General features: G+C 56.3%; 13 protein-coding genes. 10 read left to right on the top strand and 3 right to left on the bottom strand.

The annotated features are described in order from the left end of the window. Positions 1–85: 85 nt before the first annotated feature. The 6 genes from yajC to HMPREF3153_RS10025 all read left to right on the top strand — a co-directional run bounded on the left by yajC (position 86) and on the right by HMPREF3153_RS10025 (position 8,358). A complete protein-coding gene (gene yajC, locus HMPREF3153_RS10050; protein WP_046646632.1) occupies positions 86–373 on the top strand; it encodes a preprotein translocase subunit YajC in 288 nt (95 codons plus the stop codon). Positions 374–556: 183 nt separating this feature from the next. Beyond that, a complete protein-coding gene (gene secD, locus HMPREF3153_RS10045; RefSeq protein WP_080972097.1) occupies positions 557–2,452 on the top strand; it encodes a protein translocase subunit SecD in 1,896 nt (631 codons plus the stop codon). Positions 2,453–2,454: 2 nt separating this feature from the next. Continuing rightward, the gene (gene secF, locus HMPREF3153_RS10040; RefSeq protein ID WP_070420756.1) at positions 2,455–3,648 is read left to right on the top strand and encodes a protein translocase subunit SecF; all 1,194 of its coding nucleotides are present in this window, start codon (positions 2,455–2,457) and stop codon (positions 3,646–3,648) included. 131 nt (positions 3,649–3,779) lie between these two features. Then, positions 3,780–5,396, top strand: a complete 1,617-nt coding sequence (locus HMPREF3153_RS10035) for an ABC transporter substrate-binding protein (protein ID WP_070420755.1) — start codon at positions 3,780–3,782, stop codon at positions 5,394–5,396. A 53-nt stretch (positions 5,397–5,449) separates the two neighbouring features. Continuing rightward, on the top strand, positions 5,450–6,004 hold the full coding sequence (locus tag HMPREF3153_RS10030) for an adenine phosphoribosyltransferase (RefSeq protein ID WP_070420754.1): 555 nt from the start codon (positions 5,450–5,452) through the stop codon (positions 6,002–6,004). A gap of 101 nt (positions 6,005–6,105) precedes the next feature. Further along, positions 6,106–8,358, top strand: a complete 2,253-nt coding sequence (locus HMPREF3153_RS10025; RefSeq protein WP_370875963.1) for a RelA/SpoT family protein — start codon at positions 6,106–6,108, stop codon at positions 8,356–8,358. 20 nt (positions 8,359–8,378) lie between these two features. On the opposite strand, the gene HMPREF3153_RS12775 is transcribed toward HMPREF3153_RS10025, so the two are convergent. Further along, positions 8,379–8,522 carry a hypothetical protein gene (locus HMPREF3153_RS12775; protein WP_168161728.1) on the bottom strand — a complete coding sequence of 48 codons (144 nt, stop codon included), beginning with the start codon at positions 8,520–8,522 and terminating at the stop codon, positions 8,379–8,381. Positions 8,523–8,634: 112 nt separating this feature from the next. Here HMPREF3153_RS12775 and HMPREF3153_RS10020 point away from each other — a divergent pair, with 112 nt between their 5' ends. Next, a complete protein-coding gene (locus HMPREF3153_RS10020) occupies positions 8,635–9,198 on the top strand; it encodes a DUF421 domain-containing protein (protein WP_181814983.1) in 564 nt (187 codons plus the stop codon). A 101-nt stretch (positions 9,199–9,299) separates the two neighbouring features. Here HMPREF3153_RS10020 and HMPREF3153_RS10015 read toward each other — a convergent pair whose 3' ends face one another. Both HMPREF3153_RS10015 and HMPREF3153_RS10010 read right to left on the bottom strand, forming a co-directional pair. Then, positions 9,300–9,596, bottom strand: coding sequence for a hypothetical protein (locus HMPREF3153_RS10015; RefSeq protein ID WP_070420753.1), 297 nt, complete (start codon positions 9,594–9,596; stop codon positions 9,300–9,302). Between the two features lie 330 nt (positions 9,597–9,926). After that, the gene (locus HMPREF3153_RS10010; RefSeq protein ID WP_070420752.1) at positions 9,927–10,793 is read right to left on the bottom strand and encodes a peptidylprolyl isomerase; all 867 of its coding nucleotides are present in this window, start codon (positions 10,791–10,793) and stop codon (positions 9,927–9,929) included. A 188-nt stretch (positions 10,794–10,981) separates the two neighbouring features. Here HMPREF3153_RS10010 and tpx point away from each other — a divergent pair, with 188 nt between their 5' ends. The 3 genes from tpx to hisS all read left to right on the top strand — a co-directional run bounded on the left by tpx (position 10,982) and on the right by hisS (position 13,517). Beyond that, positions 10,982–11,479: a thiol peroxidase gene (gene tpx / locus HMPREF3153_RS10005; RefSeq protein ID WP_070420751.1), complete on the top strand. Its 498-nt coding sequence runs from the start codon at positions 10,982–10,984 to the stop codon at positions 11,477–11,479. A gap of 98 nt (positions 11,480–11,577) precedes the next feature. Next, positions 11,578–12,231, top strand: coding sequence for an MBL fold metallo-hydrolase (locus HMPREF3153_RS10000; RefSeq protein ID WP_070420750.1), 654 nt, complete (start codon positions 11,578–11,580; stop codon positions 12,229–12,231). A gap of 5 nt (positions 12,232–12,236) precedes the next feature. Next, positions 12,237–13,517, top strand: coding sequence for a histidine--tRNA ligase (hisS, locus tag HMPREF3153_RS09995; RefSeq protein ID WP_046646625.1), 1,281 nt, complete (start codon positions 12,237–12,239; stop codon positions 13,515–13,517). The last annotated feature ends 130 nt before the right edge of the window (positions 13,518–13,647 follow it).

The raw sequence follows: 13,647 nt of genomic DNA, 5'->3' as shown, positions 1-13,647 counted from the left end.
CTCCGTGACCAAAAACTCCATAGACATCACACTTCTAGTGCAAGGGCTGGCATCTGTGCGCATGAGTCTGGCACACTAGCCAGTTATGGAATACGCACTTCTTCTAGTTCTCGCAATTCTCATCTTCCTCCCTAGTTTTATGACGATGCGCAAACAGCGTGAGCGTCAAAACAAGCTTTCTGAGCTGCAGCAAAATTTGTATGTAGGGCAGAAAGTAATTACTGCGGGCGGCCTGCACGGGACTGTCGCGGCTACCCGCGAGCAGGAAGTGGATCTAGAAGTGGCCGGAGGCGTCGTAATCACCTTCGACAAGATGGCCATTGTTCGTACGCCGGAAATCGTCAGCGAAGAGGAAGCAAACGGGATTCGCTAGTGCGATTCCAGCTGCCGTTTTGTAGCGCTTATCACACTAGGTGGAAAAGCTGAGAGCCCGTTAAGTCATTGGGCCTTTCATGACGTAGCATGAGGGATCGTGCTCGTGGACTTTTGTTTCAAATGCCCACGAATTATTCAAAGTTAATCGTAAAACCCTGTTTTAGTTGCACAGGAGAACTCCTTGTCCGCAAAGAATCGTGGCGCATTGCGCAATAGGAACAGGCAGTGGCCAAAGCGTGCCATTGCCTTGTTTGCGCTAATCGTCGTTGCTATTTATGCCCTTATTTTCCTAACTGGTGCTCGCCAAGGCACGCCGAAACTCGGCATTGACTTGCAGGGCGGTACCCGTGTGACCCTCGTACCGCAAGGCGAGGAGCCCACTCAAGACCAGCTCCAGCAAGCTCGTAACATCCTTGAACAGCGCGTCAACGGAATGGGCGTTTCTGGTTCCGAGGTTGTGATCAATGGCTCCACGCTCGTAATCACGGTTCCAGGCGAGGATGCTTCCCAGGCGCAGGCAGTGGGCCAGACTTCCCAGCTTTTGTTCCGTCCAGTTGCGCAACAGCCGATGCCGGACATGAACAAGCTCAATGACACTTTGCTCGACATGGCAAACCGGTGGGTTGAGTACCGCGTTCTTAGCGTGGAGGAAGCCAACGCGTCACTAAAGCAAGTACATGATGCTATTAAGAAGGCCGTGGAACAGTCCGGAGAAAAGAAGGACAAGAAGTCGGAGGACTCACAGGCCCCGACTGTTACCGCAAAGCCAAAGAAGGAGCCTTCAAACTCGCTCGAGAAGGCCGATTTCCGCGATGAGATGACGGCGATGCTCCGCAAGGACCGTCAGTCTGACGACCCAACGACTATCTCCGCTGCAGCGGCCCTTTTGAAGTGCGATGCTGATTCTGATCCGCTTGCTGGTACCGATGATCCAGCAAAGCAGTTCGTGGCTTGTGACTTTGCAAACAAAACCCCATACCTTTTGGCCCCAGCGCCATTGCTCGAAGGCGTAAAGGATCCTAACGGTACTCGTTTGACCGGTAACGAAATTGACACCAACAAGCCAATTAACGGTGGCCTCAACCCGCAGACCGGCCAGATGGAGATCAGCTTCGCCTTCAAGACCGGCGATGGCCCTAACGGTTCCGAGACTTGGTCCAAGGTGACACAGCAGAACCTGAAGAAGCAGGTCGCCATCACCCTTGACTCTGCGGTTATTTCTGCTCCAGTCATCCAGGGCGCAACTCCGGTTGGCTCCGCTACCTCCATCACCGGTGACTTCAGCCAAGAAGAAGCAACTAGCCTGGCTAACAACCTCAAGTATGGCGCTCTTCCGCTGTCCTTTACCGGTTCCAATGGCGAGCCAGGCGGCACCGTGGAAACTGTTCCACCATCACTGGGTAAGGCTGCTCTGAAGGCCGGACTCATCGCGGGCATCGTGGGCTTCATCTTGGTTGTCCTTTACTCGCTGTATTACTTCCGTGCACTCGCCGGTGTCTCCCTGATTACCCTCGTCGCCTCCGGCATTTTGACCTACGGTGCACTCGTTCTGTTGGGTCGCTGGATTGGCTACTCGCTGGACCTTTCTGGCATCGCCGGTTTGGTCATTGGTGTCGGTGCTACTGCGGACTCCTTCGTGGTCTACTACGAGCGCATCAAGGATGAGCTGTTGGAAGGCAGAACCTTCCGTTCGGCAACTACCAAGGCGTGGGAGCGCTCACGCGCAACCATCGTTACGGGTAACGCTGTTACGCTTATTGGCGCTGTCATCGTGTACTTCCTCGCAATTGGTGAGGTCAAAGGCTTCGCCTTCACTATGGGCCTGACCACCGCATTCGACTTGGTTGTCTCCTTCCTCATTATGGCTCCGCTGATGCAGCTCATCGGCGCAAGACCAGCAGCAGCTAAGCCGTCTATGAACGGACTTGGCGGTATTTACGCTCTGGTTGAGGAACGTCGTGCCCGTGGTTATTACGCAAAGTCTGGAAAAACCGGACACAAGGAAACCGCTGCAAGCGCAGCTGCAGCGTCTCATACAGCAGCAGCCGATTCCCGCCTCACCGAGGAGGACAAGTAGAGATGACTACTAAAGTGAACAATCACAAGATCTCCAAGATGGATCGTCTGTATGAAGACGAGGGCGGATACGACTTTATTGGTCATTCCAAGACGTGGTACGCCATCACCGCAGTATTGGTCGCTGCGTCCATCTTGGCCATTGCAATTCGCGGCTTTAGCCTCTCCCTTGACTTCGAGGGCGGCACCAAGCTGAACATGCCAGCCGCCGATCTGGTGGCAGAGCAGGTTGGCGATACCTTCGAAGAAGCTATTGGTGTCGAGCCGGAAATGGTGCAGATCGTCGGCGCCGGCGACTCGCGTACCTTGGAAATCACTTCCGAACGCCTTTCTCAGGAGCAGGTAGACACCGCCCGTCAAGCAATCTTTGAGCAGTATCATCCAAAGGATGCCGAGGGCAAGGCCACCCCGGATGCAATTGGTTCTTCAACTGTGTCTGAGTCATGGGGATCCGCGATTACGCAGCGCATGCTTCTCGCTATGGCTGTATTCCTTGCGACGGCGACGGTGTATGTCGCAGTTCGACTGCAGCGAGACATGGCCTTCGCAGCGATTCTCGCGCTGATTCTTGACGGCGTCATCATCGCAGGCATCTACGCCATCTTCGGGCTAGAAGTCTCCCCGGCAGTCGTCATTGGTCTGCTTACGGTGCTGACCTTCTCTATCTATGACTCCGTTATCGTCTTTGACAAGGTCAACGAGAATACTGAAGGCTTCCAGGGCCAGCGCAAGAAGACATATGGCGAGCTTGCGAACCTCGCCGTTAACCAGACAGTTATGCGTTCCATTTCCACGTCTATCATCTCGGTCCTGCCGATTATTGCGCTGTTCGTCATCGCCGTCTGGCTGATGGGCATTGGCACCCTTCGCGACCTTGCGCTCATTCAGCTGATTGGCGTCATCGAGGGCATTTTCTCCTCGTTGTTCCTGGCAACCCCATTGCTGGTGTCCATTGAAAACCGTCGTAAGTCCGTCAAGAAGCACAACACTGAGGTGCAGCAGTTCCGCGCTGAGCACGGCGAAGACGCAGATGAAGACACCGTGGCCGCCGCTGCAGTGGGTTCCCGAAAGGTCACTTCTCTGGCAGCCCAGGATTCGGAAGGGGAGGCGTCGTCAAGCGATGCTGCATCGGCCCCCTCCACTAGGAACCCGGGCACCCCAGGCAGCGCCGGGACAAGCTGGCGTCCAGGCCGGTAGATGAGCCGTTACTCCAGGCCGCTACTCTAGGCCGTTGATCCAGGACGTCGGGAACGGACGTCGAAAAGAAGCGAGGACAAAAGGTGGTAGTTAAACCACAAACAGAGCGCCATTGGGCTAAAAAGGCCTCAGTGGCGCTCCTCGCCGTTGTCGGCCTCACCGCAACGGCCTGCTCAGACCAAGGCAACCGGGACGGTAACGAGGAAGAAAAACCGAGCGGACCACAGTCCACCGATTTCTTCGGATACATGGTCAATACCCCGCTTGCCACTACAAATGCAGGCACCTCGTTCGGCAGTGCAACGAGTGCAGCGCAGTTGTCCAGCCGCTTATACCCGGCCATTTATGTCCCCGGCCCCTCGGGGCAGATGATCCCCAACTCGGATCTTGTGCAGACCGAAGAGTTGCCATCCTCCCCGGAAAATCCTCACAAGCAGATTAGTTTTACCCTCTCGGAGCAAGCAAAATTCTCCGATGGCGTTCCCGTAACTTGTGATGACTACCTGCTCGCCTTCACCGCAGGCGTGATGGCATCTGAGTTCGGCTCGCACATGCCTCTGATGAACGAGATCGCCCAATTCGAGTGTGCCCCGAATTCCAAGGAATTTACGCTCACCTTCAACGAAGGCCAAGGCGATCGCTGGCGCTATCTCTTTGGCCCAGGAACCGTTATGCCGGCGCATGCCTTGGCCAAGAAGGCCGGGTTGACGATGGAGGAGCTCAACACGACTCTGTCCTTCCAAGACCCCACTGCTTTGCAACCAGTGGCAGACGCGTGGCGTTATGGATTCTCCACAGCCCCTGCTGACTTTGATCCGGAGCTGCAAGTTTCCTTTGGGCCCTTCGCGGTGGACAAGGTGGGGGAGCAGGGCGAGATCACCCTGAAGGCTAACAAGGAGTACTTCGGCGATAAACCGGCGACAGATACCGTTGTTGTATGGCCCAACACTGCAGATGCTAAGGCTCTCAAAGATAGCGGTAATTTGCGTGTTGTCGATGCCGCTGAAGCTAAGCCAGAATGGTTGCCTGCTGCTGACCAAGCAAGCCCTTATGAGGTCGAGCCCGTAGTAGGTGGCTTGACCGACACCCTGGCGTTGTCGCAGTCCGGCGTATTCCAGGAATCGTGGGCCCGGGAGGCTTTTGCCTCCTGCATCGACCATGGGCGGTTGGCCAAGGTCAGTTCGCAGCAATCTGGCGTAGAAGTACCACCTGTGTACCTGCGCACGTTGCGCCATTCTGACCCGGTCGCCACCCATTTGGGCCAATTCGCCAAGGAGCACCAGGGTCAGGACATGGCTAAGGCTGCGAACCTGTCTGGGTACACCGTCAAGATTGGTTACTTGGGTCCGGATGAGCGCTACAGCGCCATGGTCGAAGAGATTAAGAAGATGTGTGAACCCGCCGGTATCACGGTCGAAGACCAGTCTGCTGAGTACATGTCGCAGCATTATTTGGAGATGGACCCTGTGACATGGACTCCGACTATCGATGCATTCTTGGGCCCGGTTGATCCAATGACGGAGTACTCTACGCCGGACTCAAACATCAAACGGCTGCAGGAAATCAAAGAAGCAGAGGAAAAGCTGTGGGAGGACGTCCCCTCTGTTCCTTTGGCCGCCCAGCCCCGCGTCTTCATCGTTGACCGCTCGGTCAAGGGCGTGGTCCCATACACTGGTGCTGCGGGTATTGGCTGGAACATGGATCGTTGGAGTGCGCCGAGTGCAGCTCCAGTCAGCACTCAGCGTTAATCAGTTGTTGATTTCTAGTCTCAAATTTGACACGAACTTTTAAAGGATTTGTTGTGAGTGAAACTTATTCCGCCGCGGCGCGGGCACTGAATGAAAAAGTGCGTTTGGTGCAAGACTTCCCCGAGAAGGGCATCCTCTTCGAGGATTTGACGCCAGTGCTTGCTGACGCCGAAGCATTTCAGGCAGTTGTCGACGGCCTAGCGAAGGCCTGCGAAGACTTGGACGCCGAGATGATTGGTGGCCTCGATGCACGCGGTTTCTTGCTGGGCTCTGCCGTGGCGTACAAGCTAGGCGTGGGCATTTTGGCCATCCGCAAGAAGGGCAAGCTGCCACCACCCGTTCTGACTCAGGAGTACACGCTGGAGTACGGTTCGGCGGCGCTCGAGATTCCCGGTGAGGGAGTCGATATTAAAGGCAAGCGCATCGTGCTTGTCGACGACGTTCTGGCCACCGGAGGCACGCTCTACGGCGCGAAGCTGCTTTTGGAGTCTGCGGGCGCAAAGGTAGCTGGAAACGTCGTGGTCTTGGAAGTTAACGGACTGGCTGGTCGCGAGCGTTTGGCAGATGTTCCGCTGGTTGTGCTCAACCAAGCAGCAGCCACCGACTAGAATGATGTGTCTAAAGCCATCGTTGGCCGGATACACCCCATGACTAGGAGGAGGGCGACGCCTTGACCACTGAGAAGTCGACAAAGCGCCCGAATGGCGGCATGCGGAGCATGTCGGCACGTTTGGCTCGGTCTTTGACCGGAGGCAGGGTAAAGATCAACCCGGTGCTGGATCCACTGATGTCCATCCACCGGCAGTTCCATCCCAAAGCTGACGTAGAGCTACTTAATAACGCCTACAACACGGCTGAGCGCCTCCACGAGGGTGTGTTCCGTAAGTCCGGGGAACCATATATCACCCACCCCCTCGCCGTAGCCACCATCGCGGCTGAGATTGGCATGGACACCACGACCATCGTTGCGACACTGCTGCATGACACGGTCGAGGACACGGACTATTCACTTGAAGACCTGACAAGGGACTTCGGTCCTGAGGTTGCGCGGCTTGTCGACGGCGTGACAAAGCTCGACAAGGTTGCCCTCGGCGCCGCAGCTGAGGCAGAAACTATCCGCAAGATGATCGTGGCCATGGCCACCGATCCCCGCGTGCTCGTTATCAAGGTGGCGGACCGCCTCCACAACATGCGCACCATGCGCTTTCTCCCCCCAGAGAAGCAGGCGAAGAAGGCACGGCAGACTCTCGACGTCATTGCGCCATTAGCACACCGCTTGGGTATGGCCAACGTGAAATGGGAGCTGGAAGACCTTTCTTTTGCCATCTTGTACCCCAAGAAATACGACGAGATCGTACGCATGGTGGCGGACCGAGCTCCTTCTCGTGACCGCGCTTTGAAGGAAATCAAAACGCAGGTTACTCAGGCCCTGCGGGAAAACGGCATCGATGCTGAGGTCATGGGACGTCCGAAGCACTACTGGTCCATCTATCAGAAGATGATGGTGCGTGGCCGCGATTTTGCGGAGATCTTCGACCTCGTAGGTATCCGCATCCTCGTTGATGACGTTAACTCTTGTTATGCCGCGATTGGCGTTGTGCACTCGCTTTATCAGGCGCTTCCGGGGCGCTTTAAGGACTATATTTCTGCGCCGCGTTTCGGGGTATACCAGTCCCTGCACACCACGGTGATTGCAGAGGGCGGTTCCACCCTGGAAGTTCAGGTGCGCACGCACGAGATGCACTACAACGCGGAGTTTGGTGTTGCTGCGCACTGGCGTTACAAGGAGAAGAAGGGCAAGAACGCTAAGGGTGACGCTGAGGTCGACCAGATGGCGTGGATGCGTCAGCTGCTGGACTGGCAGAAGGAAGCCGCTGACCCGAATGAGTTCTTGGACTCGCTGCGTTATGACCTTACGGCTAAGCAGATTTTTGCATTTACCCCGAAGGGCGATGTAGTCAACTTGCCGGCAGGTTCAACGCCGGTGGACTTTGCCTACGCTGTGCACACCGAGGTGGGCCACCGCTGTATCGGTGCGAAGGTCAATGGAAAGCTGGTTGCGCTTGAGTCAGAGCTAAAGTCTGGTGACAAGGTTGAGATCTTTACCTCGAAGGATCCTAACGCTGGGCCGTCGAGGGATTGGCAGGACTTCTTGGTCTCGCCACGCGCCAAAGCAAAAGTGCGTCAGTGGTTTGCCAAGGAGCGCCGCGAGGAGCACTTGGAGTCCGGGCGCGATGCTTTGGCGGCTGAGATTCAACGCGGCGGCCTGCCAATGCATAGGTTGTTTACTGCTTCTTCCATGAAGCAAGTCGCCGAGCAACTCCACTATTCCGATGTGGACGCCCTTTACACCGCTATAGGTGCCGGAAATGTATCGGCACAGCATGTGTCGAATCAACTGATGTCCCTCTTTGGGGACCAAGACGACGCTGCAGAGGCCCTGGCGTCGCGTACACCATTCTCTGAGCTGGAAAGCTCGCGTAATCAGCGCACCCACGACTCAGAGCAAGGAACCGGAATTTTGGTTGAGGGCAGCCCTGATGTCATGGCTAAGCTGGCGCGTTGCTGCCAGCCAGTCCCTGGCGACGCTATCTTCGGCTTCGTCACCCGTGGTGGTGGTGTTTCCGTCCACCGCGCAGACTGCACCAATGCGGAAAAGCTCAAGTCTGAGCCGGAGCGCATGATGAAGGTCGAATGGTCTTCGGGCAAGGGATCGTCCGGCGAGTTCTCCGCTAGCCTCCAGCTTGAAGCGATTGACCGGCAAGGCCTGCTGGCCGAGCTAACTGGCGTATTCAGCGAGCAAAAGCTCAATGTTTTGTCGATGAGCTCGAACCGCGGCGACGACCACATTGCCACCATGCGCTTTACGTTCTCCATCTCGGATACCAAGCAGCTGGGCCAGCTGATGACCACGCTGCGCAACACCGAGGGAGTCTTCGACGTCTACCGCGTCACCGCCTAGCTCGTCGCGTCACCGCCTAGCTACTGCTGTGGCTGGGCGGCCTCCGCCTGGGAACCTGCGACGTCGATAAGCACTGTGCCCCGGGCTTTACCCGACTCGACGAGGGCTAGGGCCTCGTTGACGTGCTTGAGGTTGAAAGCCTTGCCGATAGCTTGCGTGGTCAATGCCTAGGGCGCTAATGCCACGATCGTGTGGAGGCGTGATTCGGGGGAGGGGGCGTGGGAAAGCGCAAGAATGCTCGATGTAAGCTGGAAAACCGTGGATACGCTAGGGCTAATGGGACGTGAGGCTTTATACCAATTGGGTATTGAGCCGCATCGAATACCTGTGGTCATTTTGGCCACGGTGGGTATCTATTTGGCCTTCATGATTTTGGTCAAGCTCTTTGGCACCCGCGTACTGACATCGATGACCGCCTCTGACGCGGTCATCATCATTATGTTCGGCGCGGTTTCGGGCCGTGTGATTGTGGGTAACCCGCCCACCCTGGCAGCAGGTATCGTCGGACTTTTGACTCTGATGGTGTTGGAGGCGGCCTTCGGTACGTTCCGCCGTTATATTCGTTGGTCACGCTACATCGACCGTCGCCCTGTGCTTCTTGTCTATGACGGCGAGTTATTGCCTGAGAACATGCATTTTGCGCACATTACGGAAAGTGATGTTAACTCGGCTACTCGCAAGGCAGGGTTGGGTCGGCGCGCGGACATCCAGTTGATGATCTTGGAGCCCACTGGCCAAATTTCGGTAATTAAAATTGGACAGTTCGTCGATCCCGCTTTATTCCGTGACATCTTGGGAGCTGAGCGCATTAAAGGAATCGAAGGCGAGGCAGGGGATTAGTAGCGGCTCGTGCCTCCAGGTGGGCAGGATAGAGTTTGTGCAGGAAAACAAGAAAAGCACCTGCTCAAAGCAGGTGCTTTACATGAAAGCTCAGGAATAAACTAGAACTTCATGTACTTGTTTACAAAAGCGAACAGTGCGCCGAGCGCAGAGATAACAGCGGTGAAGACGCCGATCCAATCCTTGATTTGCTTGGCCTTGTCCCCGGAGTCTTTGCCATTCGAGTTGGAGGAGCTGAGTTCGGAGGAAAGCTTATTGCCGGTGGAGGAAGGAGTGGTAGTTGCGGAAACCTGCTGAGGCTGTACGGAATCCTGAGCCATAGCAGCGCCAGCGCCGCCGAAGGAGATGGTTGCAGCTGCTGCAGCGGCAACGAGTGCCTTGCGGGAGAAGAACTTCATATGTTCAATCCTTAAGAGTCGGGAATTTCAAAGACTCCATGAATGTTAGTGTTGCTCCTAGACTTTTGCAACACCTTTGCCAAGAAATAATTCTGTCTGTGAATTAACTGGACGTTAAGGTTGGGTGCTCGTTGTACTGCAGATATAAAATCAAGTGAGTCTAAACCAATAAACCAAATGTGAACGTGCCGGGCTGACCTGAATTTCTCTTAGGTTCAACTGCGGGGGTAGAGCGTGAGAGGTAAAAAAGAGCCCTTTCCAGCTGCTGTGACTGGAAAGGGCAATTCTCGGCTCCTCATTGTGGGGGAGAGGAGCGCCGTGGTCCTAGGTTTAGGAGGAAACGGTAGCCGTGGAAATCTTGATTTCTTCAGCTGGCTTGCCGTCGGTGGCACCGCCTTCGACGCCAATCTTGGCAATCTTGTCCAAGGTCTTTTGACCCTGGTCAGTGAGGTTGCCGAAGTAGGTGTAATCAGGGGCCAACATGGAGTCGGCGTAATTGATGAAGAACTGGGAACCGTTGGTGTCCTTGCCAGAGTTGGCCATTGCAATGGAACCCTTCGGGTAGGTCACAGGCTTCTTTCCAGCGGAGGAGTCCACCTCATCGGTTGGGTATTCGTTGGCGAAGCTAAAGCCAGGGCCACCGGAGCCGGTACCAGTTGGGTCACCACACTGGAGGACATTCAAACCGCCGGAGGTCATACGGTGGCAAATGGTGTCATCGTAGAAGCCACTCTTTGCCAGGGAAGTGATTGCCTGCACTGTGCAAGGGGCGAGAGAACGATCCAGGTCCATTACGATGTCACCCTGATTGGTCTTGAACGTGACCTGAACGGTGCCCTTCGTGGAGACGTCTTTGCCGCTAGGGGCCTTGGCGCCATTGTCGTCGCGGCCGTCATCCTCGAACTTGCACTGGACGCTTGCCGGGAGTGCTTCCTTACGCTTACCGCTCAGTGCAGTTGCTTCGGGAGTTTTATCCTGGCTTGAGGTTGCGGCAGTGCTGGATTCCTCAGCTACGACCTTCTCCTCAGAGTTGTCGCGTGTTGCGAAGAAGTAAATTCCGCCAACAAGGGCGAGAATGACTACGAGCGAAGCAGCAACGACGCCCAGCGGGCGAGTCTTTTCTTTGCGGTCACGGGCCTTGAGCTCGCGCTCAAGGCTGTTGAGCGCCTCTTCACGGCGCTGTGCATTGTTGGGCATGTAAGTGTCCTCCGGCAATGGGTGTCTATGTCAGTCACTTGGGCTCGGTCGATTGAACTCGAGCATTACCGCACTGATTCTAGCTTGTGAGCAAAACTGGGCCTTATTCAGTCTCCTGTGAGTCTCATCTGATGCTCGTGGCTGATACTCGTGGCGCCAAATGTTTAGCTCCAGTATTGTGGGGCGCCATGACTACAGTGAACTTCCAAGGAAATGAAACCCAGATCGCAGGCGACCTGCCAGAGGTAGGTGCTCAGCTGCCCGAGTTTTACCTCGTTGGCACTGACCTTTCTGAGGTCACCAACAAGGACTTCGCGGGCAAGCGCCTTGTGATCTCCCTGTTCCCATCCGTTGACACCGGCGTGTGCGCGGCGCAGCTTCGCGCGTTCAATGAGAAGGCAGCGGGATTGGACAACACCGTTGTCCTGTCCGTGTCCCGTGACCTGCCATTCGCACAGGAGCGTTTCTGCGCAGCTGAAGGCATCGAGAACGTCGTCAGCGCTTCTGACTTCCGCTCTGATTTCGGTGAAAAGCTCGGCATTACCCTGCAGGGTTCCCCGCTGAAAGGCCTGCTCGCACGCTCCGTCGTTGTCACCGATGAAAACCACAAGGTGATCTACACCGAGCTGGTTCCTGAGGTGACCACCGAGCCTAACTACGATGCAGCCATTGAGGCACTGAGCTAATCACCTGACCGACGTCGCTTTCTATGAGCGCGGCGGCTTCGAGTGGCTTTCTAGCCAGCTAGCGCTTCCACATCGGTGGGGGCGCTAGACTGCGTTTTATGACTTTGAGCGTTTTAGGTTTCGCAGCGGGCCCCTATAAGACCAACACGTACATCGTGGCAAACGGTGCACGTGCCTTCGTGGTTGATCCGGGCATGTATGCGATGCAGCGCGTCCTGGAAATCGGCGCTGAGCAGGGGCTGACCTTCGAGGCGATCGTCCTCACCCACGGCCACCTGGACCATACCCGTGAAGCGGGGGACTTGGCGCGCCAGCTCGAACTGCCGGTTTATATCCACCCCGATGATGCATTCATGCTTGTCGACGGCTCCGGGGTTTCCGCCGAGTCCCAAGTGCTCTTTGATGCGAAGAACATGGTGCAGATTGAGGGCCTGCGCGATCTGCGCGGTGGCGAGACTATCGAACTGGTTGGCCATGAATTCCGCCTCGAGCACGCCCCAGGGCATTCCCCGGGTTGCGTTCTCATTTTTGCGGAAGAATTTGTCCTCGCCGGTGATGTTTTGTTTAAAGGCTCGATCGGGCGTACTGACTTGGAGCACTCAGATCCTGCGGCCATGCAGCGTTCGCTTGCTGGTCCGGTGTGGAACCTTGATGACAGGCTGGCTGTGTTGCCAGGGCATGGCCCGACGACCATGATGCGCGCAGAAAGGGCCACTAATCCGTTCCTCGCCACGCTGCGGGATGTACTCTGATATGCGTGAGTGATAAGAAGCAGTTCAAGGCCCTGTCCGCCCCCAAAGGAGTGCCGGACTACATTCCGCCGCAATCGGCGACCTTCTACAAGGTGCGTGAGAACCTGGTTCACCAGGCGCATCTGTCCGGCTTCCAGCACATCGAGCTTCCGATCTTCGAAGACACTACGCTTTTCGCGCGTGGTGTTGGTGAATCCACCGATGTGGTCTCCAAGGAGATGTACACCTTCGCAGACCGTGGTGACCGCTCGGTAACCCTGCGCCCCGAAGGCACTGCGGGTGTGATGCGTTCGGTCATTGAGCACAACCTCGACCGCGGTCAGCTGCCGGTCAAGCTCAATTATTTCGGACCTTTCTTCCGCTATGAGCGTCCGCAGGCCGGCCGCTACCGCCAGCTTCAGCAGGTGGGCGTCGAGGCAATCGGCGTCGACGATCCCGCATTGGACGCGGAGATTATTGCGCTAGCTGATCGTTCCTTCCGTTCGCTTGGACTCAGCAAGTTCCGCCTCGAGCTAACCAGCCTTGGCGATCACAATTGTCGTCCTGCTTATCGTGAGAAGCTGCAGGATTTCCTCTTTAAGCTGGATTTGGACGAAGAGACCCGCAAGCGTGCGGAGATCAACCCGCTGCGCGTTTTGGATGATAAGCGTCCGGAGGTGCAAGAGCAGCTTGTCGACGCCCCGTTGATGCTCGACCACCTCAACGAGGAATGCCGTACCCACTTCGAGACCGTCACCGGCCTTCTTGATGACATGGGTATTGAATACACCATCAACCCGCGCATGGTGCGCGGGCTGGACTACTACACCAAGACCTGTTTCGAGTTTGTGCACCCACTGCTGGGCGCTCAATCCGGTATCGGCGGCGGTGGCCGCTACGACGGACTTATGGCACAGCTCGGTGGTCAGGAGCTTTCCGGTATTGGTTATGGACTTGGCGTCGACCGCACGATCCTGGCTCTCGAAGCCGAAGGCATCGAGCTCGACGGCGTCGATCAGCGCGTTGCTGTGTTCGGCGTTGCGCTGGGCGCTGATGCGAAGCGTCGTATGGCTGGCATCATCAATGACCTGCGTAATGCCGGTATCTCTGCGGACATGTCCTTCGGCGACCGCGGACTTAAGGGCGCGATGAAGGGCGCTGACCGCGCAGGCGCGCGCTTTGCTCTCGTGCTCGGTGAGCAAGAGCTTGAAAACGGCGTTGTGGCCGTTAAGGACCTGGCAGCCCACGAGCAGAACGATGTGGCCATCGACGCCCTCGTTGAGCACCTACGCAACCAGCTGAACTAAGCCAATGACGTCAAAGGGCATCTCGCTGAGATGCCAAAGGCGCCTTCCTTCCTACATATCGATTAGGGAGTGAGGGGCCTTTTGTTTTGCTACTATGGGCGGATTCTAGGCGTCGTTGCACCATTGGTTT

The sequence above is a fragment of the Corynebacterium sp. HMSC06C06 genome (assembly GCF_001807295.1).
Classification (GTDB): Bacteria; Actinomycetota; Actinomycetes; order Mycobacteriales; family Mycobacteriaceae; genus Corynebacterium; species Corynebacterium striatum.
This window is presented reverse-complemented; position numbering and strand designations above follow the sequence as displayed.